16 protein-coding genes are annotated in these 20503 nt (G+C 71.4%); 6 read left to right on the top strand and 10 right to left on the bottom strand.

Translation table 11 applies throughout. The features are described 5' to 3' along the window. The first annotated feature begins 103 nt into the window (after positions 1–103). Positions 104–850 (top strand): GntR family transcriptional regulator, encoded by a 747-nt coding sequence (locus ACUWEX_RS02065; protein ID WP_445996962.1) that lies wholly within the window; start codon positions 104–106, stop codon positions 848–850. 13 nt (positions 851–863) lie between these two features. Here ACUWEX_RS02065 and ACUWEX_RS02060 read toward each other — a convergent pair whose 3' ends face one another. From ACUWEX_RS02060 to ACUWEX_RS02040, 5 genes are all read right to left on the bottom strand, one after another. Next, positions 864–2180, bottom strand: coding sequence for an FGGY-family carbohydrate kinase (locus ACUWEX_RS02060; RefSeq protein ID WP_445996961.1), 1317 nt, complete (start codon positions 2178–2180; stop codon positions 864–866). Positions 2181–2286: 106 nt separating this feature from the next. Further along, the gene (locus tag ACUWEX_RS02055) at positions 2287–3726 is read right to left on the bottom strand and encodes an FGGY family carbohydrate kinase (protein WP_445996960.1); all 1440 of its coding nucleotides are present in this window, start codon (positions 3724–3726) and stop codon (positions 2287–2289) included. Beyond that, positions 3723–5171, bottom strand: coding sequence for an FGGY-family carbohydrate kinase (locus ACUWEX_RS02050; RefSeq protein WP_445996959.1), 1449 nt, complete (start codon positions 5169–5171; stop codon positions 3723–3725). The genes ACUWEX_RS02055 and ACUWEX_RS02050 overlap by 4 nt, the downstream gene beginning before the upstream one ends. 16 nt (positions 5172–5187) lie before the next feature. Continuing rightward, positions 5188–6027, bottom strand: a complete 840-nt coding sequence (locus ACUWEX_RS02045) for a class II fructose-bisphosphate aldolase (protein WP_077054342.1) — start codon at positions 6025–6027, stop codon at positions 5188–5190. 374 nt (positions 6028–6401) lie between these two features. After that, positions 6402–7358 carry a ketopantoate reductase family protein gene (locus ACUWEX_RS02040; protein WP_445996958.1) on the bottom strand — a complete coding sequence of 319 codons (957 nt, stop codon included), beginning with the start codon at positions 7356–7358 and terminating at the stop codon, positions 6402–6404. 82 nt (positions 7359–7440) lie between these two features. On the opposite strand from ACUWEX_RS02040, the gene ACUWEX_RS02035 reads away from it, so the two are divergent. Then, positions 7441–7989 carry a TetR/AcrR family transcriptional regulator gene (locus tag ACUWEX_RS02035; RefSeq protein ID WP_445996957.1) on the top strand — a complete coding sequence of 183 codons (549 nt, stop codon included), beginning with the start codon at positions 7441–7443 and terminating at the stop codon, positions 7987–7989. Positions 7990–8093: 104 nt separating this feature from the next. Here the strand turns inward: ACUWEX_RS02035 and ACUWEX_RS02030 are convergent, their stop codons facing one another. The 4 genes from ACUWEX_RS02030 to ACUWEX_RS02015 form a co-directional block, all read right to left on the bottom strand. Beyond that, on the bottom strand, positions 8094–8537 hold the full coding sequence (locus ACUWEX_RS02030; RefSeq protein ID WP_445996956.1) for a VOC family protein: 444 nt from the start codon (positions 8535–8537) through the stop codon (positions 8094–8096). Positions 8538–8578: 41 nt separating this feature from the next. Further along, positions 8579–9322: a D-alanyl-D-alanine carboxypeptidase family protein gene (locus tag ACUWEX_RS02025; protein WP_445996955.1), complete on the bottom strand. Its 744-nt coding sequence runs from the start codon at positions 9320–9322 to the stop codon at positions 8579–8581. An 86-nt stretch (positions 9323–9408) separates the two neighbouring features. Next, entirely contained in the window at positions 9409–10167 is a 759-nt protein-coding gene (locus ACUWEX_RS02020; RefSeq protein ID WP_445996954.1) for a response regulator, read from the bottom strand. Continuing rightward, positions 10160–11413: a sensor histidine kinase gene (locus ACUWEX_RS02015; RefSeq protein WP_445996953.1), complete on the bottom strand. Its 1254-nt coding sequence runs from the start codon at positions 11411–11413 to the stop codon at positions 10160–10162. Before ACUWEX_RS02015 ends, ACUWEX_RS02020 begins: the two co-directional genes overlap by 8 nt. A 208-nt stretch (positions 11414–11621) precedes the next feature. On the opposite strand from ACUWEX_RS02015, the gene ACUWEX_RS02010 reads away from it, so the two are divergent. The 4 genes from ACUWEX_RS02010 to ACUWEX_RS01995 are packed head-to-tail and all read left to right on the top strand — an operon-like array spanning position 11622 to position 19601. Then, positions 11622–15053 carry an FtsX-like permease family protein gene (locus tag ACUWEX_RS02010; protein ID WP_079726608.1) on the top strand — a complete coding sequence of 1144 codons (3432 nt, stop codon included), beginning with the start codon at positions 11622–11624 and terminating at the stop codon, positions 15051–15053. Continuing rightward, positions 15050–17815 carry an FtsX-like permease family protein gene (locus ACUWEX_RS02005; protein WP_445996952.1) on the top strand — a complete coding sequence of 922 codons (2766 nt, stop codon included), beginning with the start codon at positions 15050–15052 and terminating at the stop codon, positions 17813–17815. The genes ACUWEX_RS02010 and ACUWEX_RS02005 overlap by 4 nt, the downstream gene beginning before the upstream one ends. Continuing rightward, positions 17812–18882 carry an ABC transporter ATP-binding protein gene (locus ACUWEX_RS02000; RefSeq protein ID WP_445996951.1) on the top strand — a complete coding sequence of 357 codons (1071 nt, stop codon included), beginning with the start codon at positions 17812–17814 and terminating at the stop codon, positions 18880–18882. The genes ACUWEX_RS02005 and ACUWEX_RS02000 overlap by 4 nt, the downstream gene beginning before the upstream one ends. Continuing rightward, the gene (locus ACUWEX_RS01995; RefSeq protein ID WP_445996950.1) at positions 18879–19601 is read left to right on the top strand and encodes an ABC transporter ATP-binding protein; all 723 of its coding nucleotides are present in this window, start codon (positions 18879–18881) and stop codon (positions 19599–19601) included. Before ACUWEX_RS02000 ends, ACUWEX_RS01995 begins: the two co-directional genes overlap by 4 nt. Here ACUWEX_RS01995 and ACUWEX_RS01990 read toward each other — a convergent pair. After that, positions 19595–20464 carry an alpha/beta hydrolase gene (locus ACUWEX_RS01990; protein ID WP_445996949.1) on the bottom strand — a complete coding sequence of 290 codons (870 nt, stop codon included), beginning with the start codon at positions 20462–20464 and terminating at the stop codon, positions 19595–19597. The genes ACUWEX_RS01995 and ACUWEX_RS01990 overlap by 7 nt on opposite strands. Between the last annotated feature and the right edge of the window lie 39 nt (positions 20465–20503).

Here is a 20503-nt window from a genome sequence, read left to right as displayed (position 1 = left end):
ACAGTACCACCCGGACAGGCGGCCTGACCAGTGGGTCTCGACAATACGAATCGACCGGTGTGCCGGTATCGGGTTATACGATGGCGCTCGAAGGAGTGTGGAAATGTCGCAGACCATCGAACGCACCTCACCCGTGCCCTACTACGAACAGCTCGCCGAGATCCTGCGCGCGCAGATTCTCGACGGAGCCATCCCGCCCGATGAGCGACTGCCCAGCGAATCCGAGCTCTGCCGCGAATACGGCCTGTCGCGCGCGACCGTGCGACAGACGCTGCAGAAGCTCGAGACCGACGGGTTCGCGCGCCGAGTGCCCCGCCGCGGTGTGTTCGCGAGCACGCCCGTCGAGACATCCGGGTGGACCGTGCAAGAAGGGTTCCTCGAATCCCAGATCCGGCACGGCCGCGTGGGCATCGAAACGCGCGTCATCGATGCACGCTTCACCCGCCCGCCCCGACACGTGGCCGACGCGCTGCAGGTCGGCGCCGGCGACGACGTCTTCGCCCTCGAACGCGTGCGCTCGCTCGAGGGGCGCATCGCCATGTTCAGCACGAACTGGTTCCCGGGGGCCTCGGGCCAATCGATGTCGACCGCTTCCGATGTGCTCGACGGATCGGCCTCGGTGAATGAGCGCCTGCGCGCGGCCGGTTTCGTCACGAGCGGCGCGAAACGCGTCATCCACGCCCTGCGCGCCCCCGAGCCCGTCGCCGCGCACCTGCAGGTCGGCACCGACGAGCCCGTGCTGCGCGTGCGCTCGCTGTCGTGGGATGACCGCGGCACGAAGTTCGACTACTACGAGACGTGGGTGCTCACCGACGTGATTCCGCTCGAGGTGAGCGTTTCCGCGAGCTGAGGCACACGTCACCTCAGCCGAGCATCTCGGTGCTGAAACCGCCCAGGGCGAGCGTCGCATCGGGCGCCCATCCGCGCGCGGCGGCCGCGAGCAATGCGGCACCCACGGCCGTGACCTCGGGTTCGAGGATGGGGGCCGCCCGTGTTCCGTGCACCGCCGACTTGATCTCGATCCACCCGGGCGAGCGCACCCAGCCGCCCGCCAGCCGCACCCCACCACCCGGCGCACCGACGGCATCGACCGCGTCACGGCCCGCCCGCGCGAGCGCGCCGAGCACGGCCGACGCGAGCGCCAGCGGGTCTCGTGGCGCATCGGGGGCGAACGCGGGCGTGCCGCCACCCCGTTCGCCCGGCAGGAAGATGCCCGAATCCCAGAGCGGCAGTGATTCGATGCGGCCCACGAGGACGGCGCGGATCTGATCCGCGACGGCGGCATCCTGCGACGCCCACTGCACGTTGCGCGCCAGTTCCTCGACGCGCAGCAGAGTGAAACCGCTCGAACGGATGCCCGGCCCGACGTCGACGTGGGCCCCGCGCGGCGCGGGCACGGATGCCTCAGCCACGACCACCTCGGCCGTGCCCATCGAGTCGAGCACCGCGTTCGGAATCATCTGCCGCACACCCCACCCGGCGATCGGGTGATCGTGCCCACCCGCCACGGTGATCGCATCCGGGGCGACGACGTCGGCCGCGCGCAGCGTGGCCGAATCGAGCGGCCCGGCGATCTCGCCGGTCGTCAGCACCTCGGGCAGCAGATCGGCCGAGCCGAGCGTGACCTCGACGCGCTCCGACGCCCAGCGCCGATCCGTCGAGCGCCACGCCGAGGTGCGCGCGGCGAGGGTGTCGCTGAAGAACGGGCGCCGCGTCCACCGAACGGCCGCCAGATCGGTCAGGGCGAGCCAGTGTCGGGCCGACCGAGCCGCGCGCTGTTCGCGCGCCCACGACCATCCGACGAGCGTGCGCACGGCGTCGGTCTCAGCGTCATACGAGTCGTCGTCGTGCAAGCGGTCGCGCAGCCCGTGGAAGATGTCGCGCCGACGCGGGTCGAACCAGGTGAGCGGCGGCGTCAGCACCCGCAGGTCGTCGTCGACGAGGACGCCGTCCTCCCCCACCCCGGCCACGCAGACGGCGTGGATGGAGTAGACATCGCCGCAGACCTCGATGAGCATCTCTTCGACGACCGCGAAGAGGGCCTCGGCCTTGACCGAGAGCTCGGCGTCGCGCGGGGTCGGACGGCTCGCGCGGGCGACAACGGCCCCCGAGCGGTCGAGAGCCACGACCTTGGTGTTGGTGCTGCCGAGGTCGACGCCACAGGCGACGGGAATGCGCAACGTGCGGGTCAGCTCGATACCTCCTGCGTGTGGTTGCGCTCCCGACCATCCGTGCGAGCGGGCGCTCGGCTCAGCGCCTGCAGACGACGATAGCGCCCGCACCGCATCAGGCCCGGGCGCGAGCGGGATCGATGTAGCCGAGCGCCGCCTGCGCCGCATGGTGCTGCTCAGCGATCTGCGGTTGCAGGGGCGTCTGCGGCAGCTCGGTCATCGTGACGTTCCACGACGGAAAGCCTCCGTCGAGCGCGGCCACGGCTTGCATGGCCGTGCCCTTGGTCACGTATTCATCGAACTCGGGAACCAGGAGCGGCGGAGCGACCATCTGGGCGAGCACCTTCTGCACGGCCGGGTTCTTGGAGGCACCGCCGATGAGCAGCAGGCGGTTGGTCTCGACACCGCACGCGTGCAACGCATCGAGCATGGCGACCTGACTGGCCAGCGTGCCCTCGACCACGGCGCGGGCGAAGTTGGCGCGTGTGAAGTTCGTCAGCGTCGCGCCGTGCAGCGAACCACGGGCATGCGGCAGATCGGGTGTGCGTTCACCTTCGAAATACGGCAACAGGGTCAGACCCTCCGAACCGGCGGGGGCATCGAGCGCGAGGTCTGAGAGCTCGGCATACGTGCAACCGAGCACGCCCGCGCCGAGGTGCAGATTGCGGGCGGCGTTCAGTGTCGCCACGAGCGGCAGGTGGTCTCCCGTCGCGTCGGCATAGCTGCACACGTAGCCGGCGTAGTCCTGCACCGGGTCGGCGGTGCGCGCATAGACCACGCCCGATGTGCCGAGGCTCAGCACGGCGTCACCCTCCTCGAGGCCGAGCGCGAGGGCCGCGGCCGCGTTGTCGCCACTGCCCACGCCGAGGGGGATGCCGGCGGGGATGCCCGGGATACCCTCGCCGGTGACACCCGCGCGTCCGAGTGGATCGAGCACCTCGGGCAGCACGGCGCTCCTGCCCAGCGCATGCTCGAACAGGTCGAGGGTGTACTCGCCCGTGACGCCGGACCAATACCCGGTGCCCGATGCCTCCGACCGGTCCGTCGTCAGTCGATCGATTCCGCCCGTGCCGGGGCCGAAGCCCATCAACCGCCACGTGAGCCAGTCGTGCACGATGGCGACGGCGTCGGTGCGTCGTGCGGCCTCCGGGTCGGTGTCGCGCAGCCACCGGAGCTTGGGCGCCGTGTCGGAGAGCGTGAGCGGCAAACCCGTGCGGCGGATCCACTCGTCGCGGCCGAGCTCCTCGTTGAGGGCGAGCATATGCGGGTGTGACCCGGTGTCGTTCCACAGCGGCGACGGGGCGACCGGTGTGCCCCCGGCATCCAAGAAGATGGGCGTGTGTTGCTGACCGCTGACCGAGATCGCGGCGACATCGTCGAGCCCACCCGCATGGCGCACGGCCTCGAGCAGGGCGCGCCACCACACCTCGGGGTCGACGATGCTGTCGGGCGGATGGCTCGCCTTGCCCTCGCGCACGCGCACACCCGTGGCGACGTCTCGCACCGTGACCTTGCAGGCCTGCGTCGATGAATCGATTCCTGCGACAAGCGTCATCGCTCGAGGCCCTTCAGGTCATCCCACTGGGGGCGGATGTCGGCGTCCCATTCCGCGAGTCGATCGCGACGACGGTCGTCAACCTCGATGTCGCGCGGGTCGCAGTCGAGCCACGAACTCGGGGCACCCGACGCGAGCGTCTGAGCACCGCGCGAGACGACCTCAGAGACCTGCGACACGCTCAGCGGAACTCCTAAGAGGTCGGCCTTCAACTGCAGCCACAGGGGGTTCGCGGCGGCGGGGCCGATGACCTTGACGACCTCGGCCCGCTGCCCGAAGAGGTCGAGCACGTCTCTGAACTGCAGGGCGAGCCCGAGGAAACATCCGAAGATCAGGTCAGCCGCCGTCGTATCGGTGCGGATGCCGGACACCACGCCGCGGGCCGACGCACGTTTGGTGGGCGGCGGACTGCCCCGGAACTGCGGCAGCACGAGCGGCATGGCGTCGAGGTCGATATCGCCGGCGGCATACCGTTCGGACAGCTCGGCCACGTGGCCCGACAGCTGCTGCGGGGTCAGCGACAGCAGCGATTGCAGGGTGGCGAAGGCCGAGCCGCCCGTGGGGATCGACGCGAAGAGCGTGAAATCGTCGCCCGTGCACGCGATGCCGTTGGCGAGCTTGGTGCGGGCGGTCTGCGCGTCGAGGCGGGGTGCCTCGCGCAGAAAAAGGAGTCCCTCGGTGGTGCCCGTCGAATTGAGCAGCTCGCCGGCGCGCAGGTCGGCACCGACGCCACCGACCATGTGGTCGTGACCGGCCACATGCACGCGCACGTCATCAGCGAGACCGAGGCGCGCGGCGACCGACGGGCTGAGCGGCTCGCCGACCCGGGCCGGGCGCAGCTCAGGGAAGAGCGCGACGTCGAGCCCGAGCAGGGCGGATGCCTCGGCCGACCAGGTGCCGGTCGTCAAATCGAGCGCCATGGTGCGGCTGGCGAGCGAGTACTCCGACCAGCGCACGCCCGTCAGGCGCGCGGCCACGTATTCGGCCACGTTGAGCCACTGCGCATCCGAGGCGTCGTCGGCGTGCCCGAGGGCCCAGGCGGCCTTCGACAGGCCATAGTTCGCGTTCACCGGCAGGCCCGTGATCGCGTAGATGCGCAGGCGTTCGGCGTCATCGAGAGGCGCGAGCAGATCGGCCCCACGATGGTCGTGCCACAGAATCATGGGCGAGGCCAGGCTGCCGTCCGCGCGCACGAGTCCACCCGATTCGCCCACGCCCGTGACGGCGATGCGCTGCATGCCCGCGCGGTCGGCATCTTCGAGCCCCCGGATGAATCGATCGATGTAGCCGGTCAGAGCATCCAGGTCGTAGATCTCGCCCCAGGCGTCGCGCACGGTAGGCGTCGCGTGAGTCTCCGAGGCGAGGGGGATGCTCGAGGCGTCGAACGCGCGCAGCTTGACGCTCGTCGTGCCGATGTCGATCGTGATGGTGGGCAGCATGTGCATGAGCGGGGCCGAGTCGTCAGGCGACCGACGGGTTGAGCGTGCGGATGCGGCGTTCGACCACGTCGGCGATTGCGGTCACGGCTTCGGTCGAGACGCGGATGAGCGACACCTCGTTGGGATTGGCGTTGAACGATTCGCCGAACGTGCGGATCATGGCGTTGCGCAGGTCGCTGGCCACGTTCACCTTGACCACGTTGAACTCGGCCAGGCGGCTCAGCTGCTCGGCGGGCAGACCCGAGCCTCCGTGCACGACCAGGGGGACGGCGCTCGCGTCGCGCACCTGGGCCAGGAGATCGAAATCGATGGCCGCGGTCGGCGAATACCCGTGCACATTGCCCACCGACACGGCGAGCATGTCGGGGTTCACGGCGCGCACGAAGTCCTCGACCTGGGCCGGGTTCGTGGTCGACTCGATCTCGGGACCATGGTCGTCTTCCTTGCCCCCGATGCTGCCGAGCTCGGCCTCGAGCGCGAGCGTGGCGGGAGTCAGCCCGCGGGCGATCGCCGAGATGCGCACGTTCTCGTCGTAGGGCTCCTCGGAGGCATCGATCATGATCGAGGTGAAGTCAGCGGCCAGGGCGTCTTCGACGGCCTGCAGGTTCTTGCCGTGGTCGAGGTGCAGCGCCACGGGCACATCGGTGTCTTCGAGGCGGCGGGCGACCATGTCGTAGATGTAGGCGTAGCCCGACAGCGCCACATTGGTGGGCGCGACCTGAATGAAGGTCGGCACCTTCACGCGGTCGATGGCCGCCACGATACCCATCGTCGTCTCGAGGTTCGTGGTGTTGAAGGCACCGGCGACGAGGCCGCGCTCCCCGCACTCGGTGATGACGTCGAGACCGCTGACCAAAGGCATGACATTCCTTTCGAGTTCGGACACGCGCGCCCTCGACCTGCGGCCCGGGGCGGCTGGCTCACTGGGCCGAGCCGTCGAAACGCGCTTCGTCGCGCCGAACATCCTTCGCTTCGTTGTGCGGCGCGGGGCGCGCCGACCCTCGTACTCTAGCCCGCTCAGTACGTATAGTCCAGTCTGTACGTACAAGCTGGCGCCGAGGAAACCGACCCATGACGATCCGCTCGCAGGCCGAGGCGCTACCCGCGGCATTGCCCACTACACCGACCGCTACGTCGCCCGCCGCATCGGCCGCCCCACTGACCGCTGGGGGCTGACACCGACACACGCTCGCAGCCCTCGCGACGGCGACCCCGCGCGGCCGGGCCACGCCGCGCTCACACGCCGCGCAGCGCGCCTTCGAGGCGCGGGACCGCGATGCCGAGCTCGCGGGCGGTGCGCAGGGTGTCATCGAGGACCGCTCGGGGTTCGGCCGCATTCGGGTCGGTGTGCGCCGCCAGGCTGGCCCGCGCGATCGGGAGGGCCGCACTGGCCGCGGCCGTCAGCGCGCCGATCAGCAGAGGGAAACGCGTGGGGATCGCCGCCGCGCGGTGCCGCCGGAGATCGACGCCCCGCGCGGCCAGCACGGGGAGCAATTCTCGGCTCGTGAGAAAGGCACCACGGAGCGCCCTAGGGTCACCCACCATCTTCGCCAACCCGCCGACGCGCAGAGCCTGCGAGAACATGCCGGCGTCGAGGGCGACGTGCAGCATCAACCATCCCCGCATGTCCTCTTCCTCCCTCACGCCGATGCCGGCTTGCGCGAAGACGGCTCGCGCCACCCGATGAGGTTTCGTGGCCGACGTGTTCGACGTGTTCGACGCGTTCGACGCACCCAGGATGACCGAGCCGAGCAGCGCACCCCGCAGGACGCCGTTTTCGTCGAAACCGCCGCCCGCCTGCGGGAAACCGAAGACGACCTGGTCGGCCGGGAGCGGCGCGATGGCGTCGAGGGGCTCTTGCCAGATGTTGCCGAAGACCAGCACGGGCGCAGCGCCGATTCGCGGGGCGAGAAAGGCGGCCGCCTCGCTCAGGCGATGATGCCCGACACTGAGGACGACGAGGTCGAACCCATCCCGCGGGTCGATCGACTCGCGCAGTCGCGGCGCGAAAGTGGCGCGGGTCTGACGCCCGAGGGGCGCACGGCGACCGTCGATGAGCTCCATGTGCACATCGGTTCCATAGTCGGCGACCCGCCCGGGGCGCACGTAGAACTCGACCTCATGGCCGGCCGCCTCAAACGCCCGACCGTAGATCGTCGCGATGACTCCGCGACCGAACATGAGAATTTTCATGGCTCACCCATCCGATAATGTGGAGATTGTCTCCACTCCGGACTATATGGAGACTATCTCCACTTGTCAACGCGAGGGGCCCATGATCGACGCAAAACCGCTGAGAGCCGACGCTCGCCGCAACCGGGACGCGATCATCGCGGCCGCTCGGTCGGTCTTCGAACACGACGAGCAGCTGCGATTCGACGACTTCGCGGCGCGCGCCGGCGTCGGAGTAGGAACCCTCTACCGACACTTCCCCACGCGCGAGGCATTGGCGGCCGCGGTCTACCGCGGCGAAGTGGTCGCACTGTGTGAGCAGGCCCGCGACTCCTCCGGGCCGGCCGCCGAAAGCCTCGACGCGTTCCTGCGCGCTTTCGTCGACTACGTGGTCGAGCACGCCGCCCTTGCACGCACACTCGCCACGGTTGTCGACCCCGCCACCCAAGCCGAGGGCGGGAACGAACTCGAACGCACACTCGCCGAGCTCATGGGTCGGGCCGCTGCCGACGGGGCGATTCGCGACGACGTCACCCCGGCATCCGTCATGATCGCGTTACACGGCATCGGCGGCGCCACCGACCGGCCCGAGTGGGTGGCCGAAGCGCGTGCAGTCGCCGCTCTCATCATCCGCGGGCTGAAAGTCGACTAGCGGTCAGGGTTGGTCGGCGGCCAGGGTCAATCTGCAGCTCTGTCGATCAGCGGCTCGGGTCGATCAGCCGCTCGGGTCGATCGGATGACGGGGCCGCGGTCCGATCAGCCGGCCGGGATGAAGACGCAGAACGGGTGACCCGCCGGGTCGGCGAAGACGATGAGACGTTCGTCGGAGTCATCCGCGCGATCGTCGAGAACCGTGGCGCCCAGTTCGAGGGCGCGCTGCTGCACGGCCTGAAGCTCCGCATCAGAGGCCACCTCGAAATCGAGGTGCATCATCTGCGGACGCGGACCCTCGGGCCAGGTGGGCGGAGGCATGCTGGGCACCTTCTGGAAAGCGAGGCGCCGCACACCATCCCCGTCGGTCAAGACGAGAAAATTCGCGTTGGAACCTTCGGGTGCGCCGTCGGTGCGCGGTTCGTCTCCCTCGATATAAGGAAGCCCCGTGAGGTGATGGTAGAACTCGGCGAGCGCCCGCGAGTCTTCGGCGTCGAGCACGAACTGTCGCAGCCGTGGGGTCGGCGAAGGGGTGCGAGTCTCGGTCATGCCCCCATGCTGCTCCGCGCATCCACCGATGTCCAGACCCGTCAGGAGCCGGAGGAGTCCGTGAGGAGGGGCGGGCAGACGCCCTTGCGGGCCGTGAGTTCGTAGTGCCAGTTCTCGTTGGAGTAGACCTGGCAGAGGCCGAAACGGGCGCCGGATGACTTCAGCCACTCCATGGCGTCGACCGTCGCGACGTCGGCGGCTTGGCCCGCGAGGTGCTTCGACGTCGTGCCCGGCATGACCCAGCGCGACGCCTCCTGCACGCTGCCGTATTTATGGACCGCCTGCTGGAACAGGTAGCGCTGGTAACGCTCGCTGCGCCATCCCGCCGTGAGCGTGATCCCGATGCCGCCGTCGGCGCGGGCGGCAGAGGCGGCGCGGCGCAGGGCGTCGAGGAGGGCGGGGTCGAGGTTGGTGACGGCGGGCACATCGTCACTCAGCCCGAAACGCTCGCCGTAGACCGGGTAGCCGTCGTCGGCCGTGAGCTCGGACGAGTCGATGTCACCCTCCGTCGATCCGTTATCGGCCGACCCGCCGGACGAGTCGTCACCCCAGGTGCCGTCGCCCGAACCATCCCCCTCGCCCGGCGCCGCGGCAGAGTCGCCGCCCCGAAGACCGTCGACGAGCGTGTGCCCGGGGTTATCGAGCGTGTTGCGGGCCGCCCCGCAGCCCGTGGCCGACACGAGCACGAGCGCGGCGAGGAGCAGGGCGCCGGCGGCACGACGGGGCGAATGCGACGGCGAAGGCAGCGGTGAAAGCGACGGCGAAGACAGGGTGTTCTTGTTCATACCCTCAGCTTTTCGCGGCAGCCGGAGGCGGGGAACGGCGGGCGGTACCGCGTCGGATCATCCCATCGACGCGTTCCGGCGGTACGTCAGACCCGGTCTTCGGTCAGCCGGTGGTCGTGCGCGAAGACGACGAGCTGCACGCGGTCGCGCAGCTGAAGCTTGCTCAGGATGCTGGAGACGTGACCCTTGACCGTCGACTCGCTGATGAACTGCCGCTCGGCCACCTCGGCGTTGGTGGCACCCTGCGCGACGGCGAAGAAGACGGCCCGCTCGCGCACGCTCAGCTGGCGGAAGATCTCGGGCGCCGGCGTGGGGGCGGCGCGCTGCACATCGGCCGAGAACAGCTGCGATAGCTCGTCGGGCGCCAGCACGGTGTTGCCCGCGTGCACGGTGCGGATGGCCTCGGCCAGGAAGCTCGGCGTCGCATCCTTGAGCAGGAATCCGCTCGCGCCCAGCCGGATCGCGGTCGCGGCGGCGCGGTCGAGTGCGAAGGTCGTGAGCATGATGACGCGGGGTTTGCGCGAGATGGCTCCGCTCGCAGATGAGCCCACCTCACCATCCGGGCGTGCGCCAGGGGCGCTTGCGCTGGCATCCGCAGTCGCTCCATTGGCCCCGGCCCCGAAGATCGCGCGCACCGTCTCGACACCGTCGAGCACAGGCATCCGGATGTCGAGCAGCACCACATCGGGCCCGAGCTCGTCGATCAGGCGTAACGCCTCACGCCCGTTCGCCGCCTCGCCCACGACCACGAAATCGGGCTGCGCCTCGAGCGCCACGCGCACGCCGCCGCGGAACAGCTCCTGATCGTCGACCAGCAGGATGCGGATCGGCCCGGCGTCACTCATGAGGGACCGCCCCCGCCGACGACGCCGGAGAAGCGGGCGACCTAGTCACAGTCGCCGCCGCGGGTGCCGACTCCAAAGCTGACCCGGGTGCCAGCTCAGCCGCAGACGCAGACGCCGGTGCCGGGATGCGCGCCCGAGCGGTGTAGACGCCGTCAACGGCCTCGGCCTCCAACATGCCGCCCATCCCTTCGACGCGTGCGCGCATTCCACGGACTCCCGACCCCGAGCCGGGGTTGCGGGTGAGTCCCACTCGATTCTCTACCTCGATGACGACGTCCTGCGCGCGCCAGGTCTCGCGAAAAGCCACGGGCTCACGCGCATCCCCGTGTCGGATGGCGTTCGTCAACATCTCCTGCGCCACGCGGCGAATGGCAAGCCGCAGCCCCGCGTCGTGCAGGCGCGGTTCGCCCCGGACGACGCGCTCGATGGCGACGCCCGATTCGCGAACCTGCTCGATCAGGGCATCCAGGTCGATGGTCTCGTCGTCGATGCCCGCCGCCGGGTCGCCGTTCAGCACCTGCCGCACCTCGAGCAGCGAACGCCTGGCCGTGGCCGCGATGGTCGCCGATACTTGCCGCAGCCGAGCCTCGTCGTGGATGAATTCGGTCGAGTCGGCCTGCGCGATGATCACGGCCAGCGAATGGCCCACCACATCGTGCACGTCGCGCGCCATCGTGGCCCGCAACCGCTCGAATTCGGCGCTGTCGAGCGCCTTCACCATCTCGGTCTCGGCCTCGACGCGTCGGCCGGCCTCGATGCGCTGCGAGCGCAGGGCCCGCACGGCGAAACCCAACAGCCAGGCGGATGCGAGCACGACGACGGGTGCGACCGACGCGGCGATCTGCCCCTCGGTCGAGCCGTAGGCCATCTGGGCGTAGCGCGTTCCCGTCTGCGTCAGATATGAGGAGGCCATGACGCCGCCCGCGATGGCCGAGACGGCTGCGGCGCCCAACTCCCAGCGGGTTCCGCGGCGGGCACACGCGTAGAGCACGAGGAGGAGGGCCAGGTCGGCGAAACCGGGGCGCTCGCTCAGGACGAGCTGGGCGATGGCGAGCAGCCACACGAGCGCGAGGCTGGCGAGGGGCGAGACGTTGCGGCATCCGATCGCCACGAAAGCGAGCAGGGCGGTGAGGATGCCGGCGGCGTTGACCTCGAGCGGCGGGAACACGGCCAGCAACGCGACGACGAGGCCGGTGGCGACATCGGCGAGGATGAGCCGGCGGCGGTCGCGCAGGAGGTCGATCATGCGGCGCACCGCGGCGGGTGGCCGGGTCGGGTCGCCTCGAACGTGTTCACACGGTTGACCCTATGCACTCGACGCGGCGTCGGCAAAGCCGGGGATGGAAGCGCGAACACGGAAGACGACTGGCGCGGTCCGGCACGGCGCTGCCTGCCCGGACGGTCGCCGTCGCGGCGGTGCCGATGCGCGCTCGATTGCGCATTATGCTTCGCCTATGCCCGCCGATGCGCACCCCTCACGCGATGGCGTGTACCTGCTGCGGGTGTTCGCGCGTCGGGCCGCGTTCCGGTGGCGTTTTCTCGGCACCGTCACGGCCGTGCTCGTGCTTGTCGCGACCCTCTTGAGCGCGCTGGCCGTGCTGGCCGCCTCGTCGGATGCCGGGGCTCTGCGCGGTGGGCTCACCGACACCGACCCCGCCGCCACGTCGCTTACGGTGGATCTGCTGCGACCGAGCGGTTCGCTCACCGAGCTCGACGCGACGCTCGCGGACACGGCCGCGGATGTGTTGGGCCCCGACATCCCGACCGAGCGGTTCACGCTCACCGAATCGGCGCTGCGACCGGTCACGCGCACGGGCTCCCCGCTCGTCGCCGAGACCGCGGTGTATGCCTCGGTCGGCGAGCTCACCGACGCCGAGAGCCGAACGAGCCTCGTCGACGGCGCGTGGGCGAGCGACGATCGATCGGTCGTGGCACCCGAGGCCGCGCGCACGGTCGTCGGACTCGCAATCGGCGACGAGCTCGTCGTGCAGACCACGCGGGGCGATGTGGCACTGCGCATCAGCGGCTTCTACCGCCTCGCCGAGGCCAGCGCCCAGGCCCCCGCCGAGCAGTGGGCCATCGATCCGTTGCAGGGCGGCGGCGCACACATCGGCTTCGCGAAACCCGGCCAGCGCAGCTACGAACCCGTGGTCGCGATCGGGCCGCTGCTCGCCGCCCCGGGCACGCTCGAGGCGCGCGACGTCTCGGCCGCGTTTGCCGAAACGATCTTCCGCCCCGACTTCACGGCCGTCGACGAGTCGGCGCTGTCGCCGCTGCGCGAGCGACTGGTCGACGCCGACGTCTCCTTCTCGTCGGCCGTCGGCCGGCAGGCCACGACCGTCGCGCTCACGACCGAACTCCCCCAGACCCTCGACGCGGTCGGCGGCGGCATCCTGGTCACCCGCACGGTCGTCGCCGTCTCGGGCGTGCTCCTCGCCCTCCTCGCGGTCACGGCTCTCGTGCAGGTGGCGCGGCTCATGACCGAGAGCGGCATCGTCGACCGGCGCCTCATGCGTTCGCGCGGCGCGTCCCCCGCCCAGGTGGGTGCGCTCGTGGGCCTCGAGGCGGTCAGCGTCGCGATCGTCACGGCCCTCGTGGCACCGGGACTCGGCGCGCTCGTCTATCAGGCCATGGCTGCCGTTCCCGCCATGAGGGCCGCCCGGATGCCGGCTACCGCCTCGATCCCGCTCGCGGCCTGGCTCGTGGCGGCCGGCGTCGCGGTCGTCTTCGTCGCGATCGTGTCGGCTCCCCTCCTCGTGCGTCGCGGGGCCGAGGCCGAGTTCGACGCCGAGCAGGACTCGGCCGCGCGGGCCGGGCGCCTCGCGCCGCTCATGCGTTCGGGGCTCGACCTCGCCGTGATCGCCGTGGCGGTCGTCGCGGCCCTGCAACTGTTCCGCCTGCAGGGCACCGTGCGCGAGGGGACCCTGGGCGTCGACCCCATCGCGGCGGTGGCCCCCGCGATCGTGCTACTCGGGGCCGTGCTCCTGTGCCTGCGACTCATGCCCCTCGTCTCCGCGGCGGCCGAGCGACGTTCGCGGCGCGCCCGGGGTGCCGCCTCCGCGCTGGCGTCGTGGGAACTCGCGCGACGAGCACGTTCGTCGATCGCGGCCGTGCTCCTCGTGGCCGTGACCCTGGCGGTCGGAATCTTCAGCGTCTCATTCCTCGACACGTGGCGGCAGTCGCAGGCCGATCAGGCGGCGTTCGCGGTGGGCCCACCCGTGCGCCTGGTGGCCGACGGCCGGGCCCCGAGTGAGCAGGCCGAGGCGCTCGCGGTCGGCGCGACATCCGGCACCTCACCCTCGGCTGCCCTGCGACGAGATGCGGTCGCCTCGTGGAACGACGCCGCACCCTCCGGTTCGCGCGTGCACGTGTTGGGGCTCGACGAGTCCGCGCGGCAGCTGATCGACGCGGGCCGCCTCGGAGAGGAGGGTGGCACCGAGATCGCCAGCGCGCTCGCCCCGCGCGACGACGCGGACGATTCCGGCGAAGCCCTCGACGGGATCGCTATCGACGACGATGTGACCTGGATGGGCGTGACCGTGACGGCTCTTCCGACCACGGCCGACCCCGCCGATACTCCGACCGGCGTGCGGGCGACGGTGTCGGCCATCACGGTCGATGCGGCCGGCATTGTGACCGTGGATGCACTCGGCACGGCCGATCTCGACGGGCAACCGCACGCGCTGCTCGGCCCCCTCTCGCAGCCCTCGGCGGAGCGCACGCTCGTCGGGCTGCAACTGCGCTTCGAGGGCGAGCCCGCCACACGTTCCCTGCGCGGGTCGCGGCTGCCGGTGAGCATGATTCTCTCGGATGCCGGCGCGCGCTCGTCTCGAGAGGCGGCACCCGTGGCTCTCGACATCGCGCCCCTGATCGGGTGGGCGGGAGTGACGTCGGATTACCAGGCGGAAGTGCCGACGGTCGTCTCGGCGCCTGCGCCGTCGCCGTCGCCCGCGCCGGCCCTCGCCGTGAGCGTCGACCTGCCGCAGGACCTCGCGGGCACCGGTGCCGTCGCGTCGCTGGTGGCGTGGGAGCCCGTGACCGCGTTGCCCGTGGTCGTGCCGACGGATCAGGCCACGCGGCTGGGTCTCGGGCTCGCGGCCCCCTTCGTGCTCACCCTGGGCGACGCGGCCATCCCCTCGGCCGTCGCCGGCATGGCCCCGGCCGTGCCGGGGGCGGTCGAGGCCCGCACCCTCGTCGGCGGGACGGCGGGGTTGGCGGCCACCAGTTCGGACGGATCGGCCGCGGGCGGTGTGTACCTCGTGGCCGATAGCGAATCGCTCGCGCGAGCGCTCGCTCAGTATGGGGCGGCGGGGACGCTGCTCGACGAGTGGTGGGTCGACGTGCCCGCGGGGTCGGGCGAGGCCTACGTCGTGCGCCAGGAGCAGGCCGCCAACTCCGCCGTCAGCATCAGCATCGACGGCGTCACCCGTTCGCTGCAGGAGGGCCCGCTGCGCATCGGCACGCAGGCCGCCCTGTGGCTCACCATCATCACGAGCGCCGTGCTGCTCGCGATCGGGTTCGGCATGCACAGCGCGGGTTCGCTGCGCCGGCGACGACTCGAGTTCGCGCAACTGCGCGCCGTGGGATTCGGGCGCCGCGGCATCCTCTCGACGGTGTCGATCGAGGCGGGTGTGCTCAGCGCGATCGGCATCCTCTTCGGCGTCGTGAGCGGTGTGGTGCTGGCCCAGCTACTCGGGCCGCTCGTCTCGGTGTCCCCCACGGGCGCGCCGCCCGTGCCCGCGGTGCGCGTGGTGCTGCCCGCGGCGCCGATCGCCCTGCTGATCGTCGAGCTCCTCGTCGTGGTCGGCGCGGTCGTCGTGGCGGTCTGGGCCACGCAGCGTCTGGTCGAACCGGCCCGGCTGCTGCGGGAAGGGGCGCCCGAATGAGCGTCGTCCTGATTCTGCGGCGCGCCCGGCGCGACCTCGGATTGCTCGGTTTGACCGCCCTCATCGCGGCGGTCACGGTGTTCCTGGCCTGCGCGGCCCCGCGGCTCGTGCACGACACCGTCGACCGCGGTGCCCGAGAAGCCGTTGCCACGGCGGGGCGCAGCACCGACCTCGTGCTGGGCAGCAACCTCATCGCCGATCTGCCGGGCACGGGTTCCACCCCGGTCACCGCGCAGCAGGTCATCGATCTCGCCCCGCTGATCCCCGAGCGGCTGCCCCCGGCCCTGCGCGGCGTGGCACAGTCGGCCCTTCCCTTCGCGGTGACGCAAGCGGTGGATGTGGTCGGAGCCCCCGTCGAGGTGGGCATGCGCTTCGCCGCCCTCACGCCGGATGGCCGCGGACATCTCGTCGTCGAGCGCGGCGAGCTGCCCGGTGCCACCGCCGGCGCATCGGACGATGCGCCCATCAGGGTCGCCCTGTCCGCCGTCGCCGCGCGCCGTATCGGCGCCGACGTGGGCTCGGTGCTGCGTCTCGAGACGGCGACGGATGCGTTCGACATCCGGGTCTCGGCCCTCGTGGCACCGGACGCGGGCCAGACCCCTGCCGACCAGCGGGCGTCGTGGATCGACATCCCGAACCTGTGGCCCGACGAGACCGACGGCGAACCCGTGGTCGGAACGGGCCGCCCGAGAACCGAGCAGGTGTCGGTTCTCATCGACCCGGAGGCCATGACGCGCGTCACGGCGGCCCTGGTCGACCCCGTGCCGGCCGGCATTCGCGTGACGCTCGACCCCGACGGGTTCACGGCGGACCTCGTGACACGCGTTGCGCAGGACATCGATGCGCTGAAGGGCACGGCAGCCGATCTCACCCCCGGCGAGCCGATCACCCTGCTCGCGCAGTCGAGCTTCGAGGCGGCGCTGGCCGACTATCCGCCGGCCGCCTCGGCGGCAACGGCCCAGATGACGATCGCCATCGCGGGCATGCTCGTCGCCGCCATCACCGTGCTGTTGCTCGCCAGCGCGCTGCTCACGGCGCGCCGCGCGGCCGGCCTCACACTCGAACGCGCACGCGGCACGTCGCTCGTGGGCATCGGATGTCGCGCGGGCGTCGAGGCGGTCGTGACGACGGCCCTCGCCACCGTCGTCGGCGTCGGTGGTGCCGGCCTCGTCTTCCCCGGCCCGGGCACGCTGTGGTGGGTGGTCGCCCTCGTGGGCCTCGTCGCCATTGCCGTGCCCGTCGTGCAGGCCGTCCGGGTGGCGCGCGCCGCCTGGCCCACGAGCCGGCGGGTGGCGAATCCCAGCGAACGACGACGGGCCGCTCGGATGCAGGGGCGCCGACGTCTCGTGCTCGAAGCCCTGCTCGGTGCCGTGACGCTCGCGGCCGTGGTGGCCGTCGTGCAGCGCGGCGCGCTTCCTGCAGGCCCGACGGGCGGCGGACCGGGTTCGGCATTCGCGCCCGGCGCCCTCGGCGTCGACCCGCTCGTCGCCATCGCCCCCGCCCTCATCGCGGCGAGCGTGGCCGTTGCGGCGGCCCGACTGCTGCCCCTCGCGCTCCGCCCGGCACTTCGACCCGCTCGCCGTTCCCGGGGAATCGCCGGCCTGCTGATCGCGGCCCAGCTCGACCGCACGCCCACCATCCTGCCCGTCTTCGCCGCCACGTTGGCCGTCGGCATCCTGTTCGCGGGCGGCAGTTTCGCTGCGACGGTCGACAGCGGTCAGGAGAACGCCTCCTGGTTGGCCGTCGGGGGCGATGCGCGCGCCGACGGTTCGTTCACGCCCGACGACGTCACGCGGGTGCAGGGGTCGCCGGATGTCACGGCCGCGGGCGCCCGCCTGGTGTTGCGCGGCGTCGACGCGACGGGTGACCGCGGCAGCACGCTCGTGAGCGTGACGGGCGTGACCGCCGGTTCGGAACGCCTGATCGGTGGGCGGCCCGACGATCCCGACTATCGGGCGACGGCGACGGACATCCGCTCACTGAGGGGTGAGGATTCGTATAGCGAGGTCGAGGCGCCCGTGCGCGCGCTGGCCGACGCCGCCCTGATCGAGCGCTACGGCGAGACCGGTTTGAGCGTGGACATCAACGACCGCATGGTCGAGCTCGATCTGGTCGGCCCACTCGACGTGCCCCTCGCCGGGCAGACGGATGAGGTGGGCTCACGTCTGCTCGTCGACCTCGACGCCCTCTCGAATGCCGTCGGCACCCCCCTGCCGGCCACCACGATCGTCGTCGACGGCGCGGGGGCGGCCAGCGCCGTGGCGAGCCTCGGCCCGGACGCCGAGGTCGAGACGCGGGCCGGCTGGCTGGCCGAGCGGCGCGGTTCGGCGTTGATCGCGGGAACCACGCACACCATGCAGCTGGCCGCGGGGGCCGCCTTCGTGCTGGCGATGCTCGCCGTTGCGGCGGCCGTGCTGGGGCAAGCGCGCGGCCGCGTGCGCGACGTCGCCCTGATGCGCACGCTCGGGGCCGAGCGCGGCGCGGGCTGGTGGCTCGCGCTCGCGCAGACCCTGCCCGTGGCCCTCGCGGCGTTCCTCGGCGGGGTCGGCGCGGGTGCGCTCATCCTGTATCTGGTCGGGCCGTCGCTCGGGTTGGACATTCTGACGGGCCGCGAGGAGACCGCGATGGTGCTCGATCAGGCGACGCTCGCCGTGGCCGCTGCCGGAATCATCCTCACCCTCGCCGCGGCCATCCTGGGCGAGCGCGTGGCCGCCAACCGCCGCGCCTTGCCGACCGTTCTTCGAGTAGGAGAGAGCTCATGACCGAACCTGTGATCACGCCGGCCGCGAGGGCTCCGGGAGCCGCGGCCTACGGTGCCGACGCCGTCATCGTGTGCGACAACATCGTGCGCATCTTCCAGACCGGGTCGATCGAGGTGCAGGCGTTGCAGGGGCTCGACCTCGTCGTGCAGCCCGGCGAGATGGTCGCCATCGTGGGCGCGTCGGGGTCGGGCAAGTCGACGCTGCTTGGCATTCTGTCGGGGCTCGACCTGCCGACGGCCGGGCGCGCGACCGTTGCGGGACACGACCTGCTCACGCTCAGCGCGCGACAGCGGGTGCACTATCGCCGCGAGGTGGTGGGATTCATCTGGCAGCAGACATCCAAGAATCTGCTGCCCTACCTGACGGCCGCCGAAAACATCGGCTTGGCGCTCAGCTTCGCCGGGGCCTCTCGCGCGCGTCGCCGCGAACGCACGGCGCAGGTGCTCGACGCCCTGGGCATCGCCGAGCTGGCGGCGCGACGCCCGCACGAGATGTCGGGTGGGCAGCAGCAGCGCGTCGCGATCGGGGTGGCGCTGGCCAACGAGCCCGCCGTGCTGCTCGCCGACGAGCCGACGGGTGAGCTCGATTCGGCCACGAGCGACGATGTCTTCGATGCGCTGCGCACGGCCAACCGGGTGCTGGGCACGACGGTCGTCATCGTCACGCACGACGCCTCGGTGTCCGGGCGGGTGCAGCGCACGATCGCGATTCGGGATGGCCGCACCTCGACCGAGGTGGTGCGCCGCACGGTCGTCGACGACGCGGGTGCCGAGACGGTGCACGCCGAGGAGTTCGCGCTGCTCGACCGGGCCGGGCGCATGCAGGTTCCCGCGGCGTATCGGGAGCGGCTCGGGCTGCGGGATCGGGTGCGGCTCGAGCTCGAAAGCGACCACGTGGGGGTGTTCGCCGACCGCGCTGCCGAGCCAGTCGAGACCCCGGCGACCGACGCCGACGACCCCTCCCTCTCCCCGTTCCGGCGTCCCCGGCGCGCCCGCACCGACCCCACCGACCCCACCGACTCCACCGACTCCACCGACTCCACCGACTCCGAGGAGACCGGACGATGACCGACGCCATGATCCAGGTCGAGAACCTGACGCGCACGTATCCGTCGGGCACAGGCACGGTCGATGCGCTCTCGGACGTGACGTTCAGCATCCAACCGGGTCGCATCGCCGCGCTGGTCGGCCGCTCGGGTGCCGGCAAGACCACGCTGCTCAACTGCATCGGCGGTCTCGACACGACCACATCGGGCCGCGTGATCGTCGACGGCACGGATGTCGCCACCCTCGACGATCGCGCCCGCACGGCCCTGCGCCGCGACAAGATCGCGTTCGTGTTCCAGACGTTCGGCCTGCTGCCCCTGCTCACCGCGGCCGAGAACGTGAGCCTGCCTCTTCGACTGCGACGGCTCGATCCGGCCGAGCGCGAGGAGCGGGTGGCGCACTACCTCGACCTCGTGGGGCTCGGCGCGCAGGCCCAGCAGCGGCCCGGCGAACTCTCGGGCGGGCAGCAACAGCGCGTGGCCATCGCGCGGGCGCTCGCGGGGCGGCCGCGCCTGCTCATCGCGGATGAGCCGACGGGGCAGCTCGACGCCGACACGGGTGCCGGCGTGCTCACGTTGTTGCGCGATGTCGTGCGCGCCGAGGGGACGACCGCGATCATCTCGACGCACGACCCGAAGATCGAGGCCGTCGCCGATCAGGTCATCCGGCTCGCCGACGGGCGCGTGCAGCCTGACGAGGTGCGCCGCGGGCGCCACGCGAACCCGAGCGACCCTCACTGAGGGTGCATCACGCTCCGCGCCCGCACCCAGTCGGCGATGTGATCGATAGCCGGGCGGAACGCCGGGTCGAGGGGCCGGTTCAGAAAGGCGTGGGCCGTCCCCGGCATCACACGGTAGTCGGTCTCGACACCGGCGGCCACGAGCTCGCGCCCGAACTGCCCGCCCGATGCCCGCATGGTGTCGCGGTCGGCATCCACCACGAGTGATGGCGGAAAACCACTCAGGTCGTGCCCGCCCGCGAACGCCGTCGGCTCGACGAGCAGCGCAGGGTCGCCGACATAGGTGCGGTTCAGGACGTCGAGCAGCGCGGCCGCGTGCGTGAAGCGCCGGTGACGCCGCGATCGCGGTCGATCCGCGCCCGGCACCCGGGGCAGCCGTGCGTGAAAGAACCCGTAGGTGAAGAACGTGCCGAGGAGCGGCGCGTCACCGTCGGCGGCGAGCCGCATGACGGCACCGGCTGAGAGGCAGGCGCCCGCGCTCGCGCCGCCCAGGATGACGCCCTCGGGATGCTGCTCGTGGAGGTGGCGCACCACCGCGACGACGTCGTCGAGCGGCACGGGGAATCGGTTGCGCGCCCGCGCCCGACGGTCGTGGGCGTCGGCGTCATGGGCGGTGCGGCTGAGCGAGGGGCGAACGAGGCGATAGCCCACAGCCGTCGTCGCGATGCCCTCGGCGGCGAGCGCCCGCGCAACCTGGTCCGATTCGGGCAGATCCAGGCTGCCCCGGATGAATCCGCCACCGTGCACCCAGACCACGTGCGCGGTCGGCCTCGGATGTGCCGGGTCGATGTACTGCCGAATCGGAACGCCGCCGTGCGGCCCCGGCACGACACTGTCGGTGACCTCGATGCTCTGTTCCCCCATCCGCTCAGCCTATGTCGGCCGGGCCCACGACCCCGGCTA

It is taken from the genome of Okibacterium fritillariae (genome assembly GCF_052783725.1).
This window is presented reverse-complemented; position numbering and strand designations above follow the sequence as displayed.

Excerpts from the sequence above, each read along its gene's own strand:
- ACUWEX_RS02065 (WP_445996962.1), top strand. The coding sequence starts at position 104 with ATGTCGCAGACCATCGAACGCACCTCACCCGTGCCCTACTACGAACAG.
- ACUWEX_RS02005 (WP_445996952.1), top strand. The coding sequence starts at position 15,050 with ATGAGCGTCGTCCTGATTCTGCGGCGCGCCCGGCGCGACCTCGGATTG.
- ACUWEX_RS02035 (WP_445996957.1), top strand. The coding sequence starts at position 7,441 with ATGATCGACGCAAAACCGCTGAGAGCCGACGCTCGCCGCAACCGGGAC.
- ACUWEX_RS02040 (WP_445996958.1), bottom strand. The coding sequence starts at position 7,358 with ATGAAAATTCTCATGTTCGGTCGCGGAGTCATCGCGACGATCTACGGT.
- ACUWEX_RS02045 (WP_077054342.1), bottom strand. The coding sequence starts at position 6,027 with ATGCCTTTGGTCAGCGGTCTCGACGTCATCACCGAGTGCGGGGAGCGC.
- ACUWEX_RS01990 (WP_445996949.1), bottom strand. The coding sequence starts at position 20,464 with ATGGGGGAACAGAGCATCGAGGTCACCGACAGTGTCGTGCCGGGGCCG.
- ACUWEX_RS01995 (WP_445996950.1), top strand. The coding sequence starts at position 18,879 with ATGACCGACGCCATGATCCAGGTCGAGAACCTGACGCGCACGTATCCG.
- ACUWEX_RS02020 (WP_445996954.1), bottom strand. The coding sequence starts at position 10,167 with ATGAGTGACGCCGGGCCGATCCGCATCCTGCTGGTCGACGATCAGGAG.
- ACUWEX_RS02050 (WP_445996959.1), bottom strand. The coding sequence starts at position 5,171 with ATGCACATGCTGCCCACCATCACGATCGACATCGGCACGACGAGCGTC.
- ACUWEX_RS02010 (WP_079726608.1), top strand. The coding sequence starts at position 11,622 with ATGCCCGCCGATGCGCACCCCTCACGCGATGGCGTGTACCTGCTGCGG.
- ACUWEX_RS02000 (WP_445996951.1), top strand. The coding sequence starts at position 17,812 with ATGACCGAACCTGTGATCACGCCGGCCGCGAGGGCTCCGGGAGCCGCG.
- ACUWEX_RS02055 (WP_445996960.1), bottom strand. The coding sequence starts at position 3,726 with ATGACGCTTGTCGCAGGAATCGATTCATCGACGCAGGCCTGCAAGGTC.
- ACUWEX_RS02015 (WP_445996953.1), bottom strand. The coding sequence starts at position 11,413 with ATGATCGACCTCCTGCGCGACCGCCGCCGGCTCATCCTCGCCGATGTC.
- ACUWEX_RS02030 (WP_445996956.1), bottom strand. The coding sequence starts at position 8,537 with ATGACCGAGACTCGCACCCCTTCGCCGACCCCACGGCTGCGACAGTTC.
- ACUWEX_RS02025 (WP_445996955.1), bottom strand. The coding sequence starts at position 9,322 with ATGAACAAGAACACCCTGTCTTCGCCGTCGCTTTCACCGCTGCCTTCG.